Origin of the sequence: Microbacterium sp. H6 (assembly GCF_003314775.1) — a bacterium.
Taxonomy (GTDB): domain Bacteria; phylum Actinomycetota; class Actinomycetes; order Actinomycetales; family Microbacteriaceae; genus Microbacterium; species Microbacterium oxydans.
Map to the genome: position 1 here is coordinate 1 of NZ_QOAY01000064.1, position 4802 is coordinate 4802.

At 65.3% G+C, this 4802-nt stretch carries 5 protein-coding genes and 1 pseudogene; 2 read left to right on the top strand and 4 right to left on the bottom strand.

What is annotated here, in order from left to right; genetic code table 11:
• Window positions 1–62: 62 nt before the first annotated feature.
• The 3 genes and pseudogenes from DSP71_RS04395 to DSP71_RS04405 form a co-directional block, all read right to left on the bottom strand.
• A pseudogene (locus DSP71_RS04395) lies at window positions 63–161 on the bottom strand (IS5/IS1182 family transposase); the annotation flags it as partial.
• A 211-nt stretch (window positions 162–372) separates the two neighbouring features.
• Window positions 373–1752 carry an FAD-dependent oxidoreductase gene (locus tag DSP71_RS04400; RefSeq protein ID WP_113680451.1) on the bottom strand — a complete coding sequence of 460 codons (1380 nt, stop codon included), beginning with the start codon at window positions 1750–1752 and terminating at the stop codon, window positions 373–375.
• Window positions 1753–1764: 12 nt separating this feature from the next.
• The gene (locus DSP71_RS04405) at window positions 1765–2523 is read right to left on the bottom strand and encodes an MIP/aquaporin family protein (protein WP_113680452.1); all 759 of its coding nucleotides are present in this window, start codon (window positions 2521–2523) and stop codon (window positions 1765–1767) included.
• Between the two features lie 49 nt (window positions 2524–2572).
• Between DSP71_RS04405 and DSP71_RS04410 the strand changes: the two genes are divergently transcribed.
• Both DSP71_RS04410 and DSP71_RS04415 read left to right on the top strand, forming a co-directional pair.
• Window positions 2573–3247 carry a helix-turn-helix domain-containing protein gene (locus DSP71_RS04410; RefSeq protein WP_113680453.1) on the top strand — a complete coding sequence of 225 codons (675 nt, stop codon included), beginning with the start codon at window positions 2573–2575 and terminating at the stop codon, window positions 3245–3247.
• Window positions 3248–3265: 18 nt separating this feature from the next.
• Window positions 3266–3673, top strand: a complete 408-nt coding sequence (locus tag DSP71_RS04415; RefSeq protein ID WP_113680454.1) for a low molecular weight phosphatase family protein — start codon at window positions 3266–3268, stop codon at window positions 3671–3673.
• 170 nt (window positions 3674–3843) lie between these two features.
• On the opposite strand, the gene DSP71_RS04420 is transcribed toward DSP71_RS04415, so the two are convergent.
• On the bottom strand, window positions 3844–4647 hold the full coding sequence (locus DSP71_RS04420) for a MerR family transcriptional regulator (RefSeq protein WP_113680455.1): 804 nt from the start codon (window positions 4645–4647) through the stop codon (window positions 3844–3846).
• Window positions 4648–4802 lie beyond the last annotated feature (155 nt).

A 4802-nucleotide genomic window follows, 5' to 3' on the forward strand; every position in this document is an offset into this window, starting at 1 on the left:
GGCTCACGTGGGCCAGTTCAGAGCGACATCCCTGGGCCACTTCAGCTTGACATAGCCAGGCTCGCGTCCGAGAACGGCCGCCCCTTGCGCCCGGTTGGGCGCGGCAGCATCTCCTCGATCAACGACCACTGAGCATCCGAGAGCATCTGAAACCGAGACACGATCAGAGTCTCTCAGCGAGCCGCCGATCTATTTCTCAGACACGCCCTAGGTCTCGCCACCCACACGCACAGTGAGCGAATCAGCCGAAACCCCCGCCGGAACCCGGTTTCGCACCACCTTTTCGGCAGACGCAATCGCGGCCCGCTCGCAACTCAGTCAGAAACGATCAGTTTTGAACGCTTGCGGAAACCTACAAAAGGAGCCGGCCGCTTAGAGCACGGAAGTGAGCGGGCGCGCGTCCCGCTCCCATGCTTGGGTAGCAATCTGTACGGCATCCCACGGCGACCCCAGCGGCGGTGTGTAGGAGAGGTCGAGGTCGCTCATCGCGGCGACGGTCATGCCGTGGTGCAGGGCGGTGGCGTAGGTGTCTATGCGCTTGGAGATTTCAGCCCCGCGGGCGCCGACGAGTTGCGCGCCGAGGAGGCGGCCGTCGCGGGTGTCGCCGGTGACGCGGATGCTGATTGGGGTGGCTCCGGGGTAGTAGCGCTTGTGGTCGTCTGCGATCGCGGTGTAACTGTACGGGCTGTACTTGGTGGCCTCGTGATCGCGGAGGCCCGTGCGGGCGGCCACGACGTCGAACACCTTCACGACCTGAGTGCCGAGACTGCCGGAGAATCGGGTGTTACCGCCAATCGCGTTCTCTCCCGCGACCCGGCCTTGCTTGTGGGAGGTGGTGCCGAGGGGCAGGTAGGTGACGCCGAGGAGGCGGTGGTGGGTGACCACGCCGTCGCCGGCTGCCCAGACGTTTGGGAGCCCGGTGCGCATGTGCTCGTCGACGACGACCGCGCCCCCGGAGCCGGTGGTTGCGCCGGCTCCGGTGAGGAGGCTGGTGTTGGGGCGGACGCCGACGACGACGAGCACGAGGTCTGCACTTTGGGAGAACACGTCGCTGTCCCGGGTGCCGGCGACGGTGAGACGGCCGGCGTTGCGGGTGACGGCTTCGATGCGGGTTCCAGTGAGGACGTTGACGCCGTGGCGGGTGAGCTCGTCGTGAACGAGGGAGCCCAATTCGGGGTCGAGGGTGGAGAGAACTTCGGAGCCGCGCTGGAGTTGGGTGACGTGGAGGCCGCGAACGGTGAGGGCTTCGGCCATTTCGAGGCCGACGTAGCCGGCGCCGACGATGATGGCGGTTTCGGGCTGGTGGTCGTCGAGGTAGCGCTCTAGGGCGAAGGTGTCGCCCATCGAGTGCAAGAGGTGCACGCCGTCATCGGGGCCAAGCTGGTCGAGGCCGGTGATGCCGGCGGTCGACGGGGATGCTCCGGTGCCGACCATCAGGGCGTCGTACGGGATGGTCGATTCGGTGCCGTTCGCGTCGCGCACGGTGAGCTTGCGGCCGGTGACGTCGATGCCGGTGGCGAGAGTGTCCAGGCGGAGGTTCATGCCGGTGGCTTCGAGGTCGGCATGGGTGCGGTGAGCGAGGGATTGCCAGGGCTGCACTTCGCGGGAGAAGTAGTACGGGATGCCGCAGATGGAGAAGTTCGGGTAGGAGTCGGCCACGACGACAGTGACGTCGACGGTGGGATCGAGTTCGCGGGCACGGAGGGCGGTGGAGATTCCGGCGTCGCTTCCGCCGATGGCTACAAGGTGCATGGGGGGTGCCTTTCAGGGCTGAGTTTCGGGTTGCACGGGGACCACAACATCGCCGGCGGTGCGGGCGGCTGTGGGATAGAAGATCAGCAGCAGTGCGAGGCCTAGGGCGGCGCCGACGAGCTGAGCGAGGATGAACGGTGGGACGGCGGCAGGGGCGATACCGGCGAAGGTGTCGGTGAACATGCGGGCTATCGTCACTGCAGGGTTCGCGAATGAGGTGGAGCTGGTGAACCAGTACGCGGCTCCGATGTACGCGCCAACCGCTGCCGCGGTGACCCGCCCGTTTCCGGTGCGGGCGAGCGCGAAGATCAGCAGCACGAGCCCTGCGGTGGCCACGACTTCCCCGACAAGGTGCCCGCCGGTCGCGCGTTGGTTCTCGGAGAACGCGGGTGCGGTGTCAAACATGACGCCGGCAAGGAACGTCCCGGCGACACCGCCCAAGACTTGTGCAGCCACGTATGGGCCGAGGTCGCGCAGCGGGAGCCCAGTCCCGACACTGCGGCCAAGCAGCCAGTCCGCGATCGACACGAGGGGGTTGAAGTGCGCCCCGGACACGGGGCCGAGCATCAGGATCAGCACGGCCAGGCCGAGAGCGGTGGTCAGGCTGTTCTCGAGAAGCTGCAACCCAACGTCGCGCGGCGACAGGCGCTGCGCCGCGATCCCCGACCCGACAACGACGGTGACAAGAAGCCCTGTGCCGACGAACTCGGCGGCAGCCCGCCGCGCGAGGTGGGGCCGGCTAGGAGGCGAGGGAGCGAGCAAAGGTTTCATGTCGGCATCATCTTGACCCGCGGTAGGTAGTTCAGTCAAGATTGAAACAATGAACGTCGACCGAATAGACCTGGTGGCGGCACGTGCAGCACGGCACGCGGCGCTCGGTGACCCGTCGCGCTTGCGGATCGTCGATCTACTCACGCTGGGCGATCTGTCCCCGTCAGAGATCCGCGTCGCGCTCGGGTTGCCGTCGAACCTGGTGACGCACCACCTCAACGTCCTCGAATCGGTGGGAATGGTCGCCCGCTCGCGATCCGAGGCCGACAAACGCCGCAGCTACGTGCACCTGACGGACACAGCACTAGCCGACCTCACCCCCGGCAAAACAGTGCAGGCCGGTCGGGTGGTGTTCGTGTGCACCGCCAACTCGGCGCGATCACAGCTCGCCGCCGCACTGTGGGCGACACGCAGCAGCATCCCCGCGGCCTCGGGCGGAACGCACCCCGCCGCGCATGTCGCTCCTGGCGCGGTCGCAACGGCCGAACGCCACGCGCTCCCACTCTCCGCCGATACGCCGCGAACGCTGGATGACGTTCGCACCGATGAGGATTTCATCATCACGGTCTGCGACAACGCGCATGAAGAACTCGGGGTCACGGGGAACCTGCATTGGTCGATCCCTGACCCAGTGCGAGTCGGCTCCGATGAAGCCTTCGATGCGGCCTACGACGAGCTGGAACGTCGCATCACCGAACTTGCCCCCCGACTCGCCGACCGCTAACCCGACAGAAAAGACCCCATGAGCGCCACCACTCCCACCGTCCTGTTCATCTGCCAGCACAACGCCGGCCGGTCGCAACTCGGCGCAGCCTTGCTCCAACACCTCGCGGGCGACCGGTTCACGGCGGACTCCGCCGGCCTCTCGCCCGCTGATGAGGTGAACCCCGCCGTGGCCGCGACCGTCGCGGAGCTGGGGATGGATATCACCGATCGGGTGCCGCGGGAAGTCACCCCCGGCGACTTGGAGACTGCCGACGTCGTTGTGCTGATGAAGCCCGGCCTAGCGCTGCCAGTAACCCCGCGGGGGGAAGTGTTGGAATGGTCGTTCCCCAACCCGGAGGCGTGGGACGCCGAAGCAGTACGCCCGCTGCGCGAGGCCGTATCCCACAAGATTCAGACCACGCTCCTCGCCCCTGTAGCTACGTAACCAGTACCGAAACTCTGCCCCGAAACCGTCTCCCCCGAAACCGGGTTTCGATACGGCACGCGTTTGCGGCACACCCAGCCAGCGCCGTCGTCGACCGACCCGGAATCGATCGTTTCCGGCAGGTGGGCACGCGCCGAAAACTATGACGGCGTGCCCACCGTAGACGGTATTCAACTGCGACGCACGGGCTGCTGCAACTCGGTCACCCAATCGGATTGGTTTTCCGAGACTGCCCGGACATACAGTTCCCGACATGGTCCCGCGTGGACAAGCCCGCGAGCAAAAATCTCAGCGTGGATCGCCTGCCAGCTCTCGGCGATGTGTGCCATGGAACCGAGATGGATGCCGCAGACGGCTGCTTCGGCAGCGGGCAGGTCAACAAGTTCGATCCCATCGCGGACTGGCCCGTTGTAGGCGTAGCCGGCGATGACTTGCAGACCGTCTTCAATCGTCTCGTACTGTGCGATCGGCGTCGTCAGAGCTCCACACTCATCACCGATGATCTCGGCAACGGCATCGAAGGCGGGGCCCACCACACTTGCGACCGAAGGTTGATCTGCGACGACGACGCGGTGGGCAGCCAGGCGGACAGCGGGTAGCGACTTCTCAACGATCTCTATCTGGGACATGTGGTTCTCCTTCTCGATAAGTTGGAGCCGTCGTTCCACGTCAACGAGTCGGTCAGCGGCGATGCGGTGTTCCTGCTCGACCTCAGCGCGCCGGATGCGCAATAGTGCGGAGATGCGATTTGCATCGACTCCGCGGTCGAGAATCGACGAGATATCGTCGAGACCGAAGCCGAGTTGGCGCAGTGCGACGATCCGATGCAAGCGTTCAAGTTGCGAGGGATCGTAGGAGCGGTAGCCGCTGTACTCGTCCACGTGAGCTGGTACGAGCAGACCAGCGGTATCCCAATGCCTCAGCATCCGATGGGTCACCTGGCCGATCTGCGCGAAGGCTCCGATGGATAACATGTCTCAGTTCTTTCGCCTTCCACAGTGTCAGAGTCAAGTATCACCTCCGAATCCAAGGTCGGATCCCCTACGGAGTGCCACCCGAATCGCGACAGGCTGATGGCGCTCATCGAAATTCCCCAGAGTTGCTCATCGGAATTCCTCAGGTCGCGTGG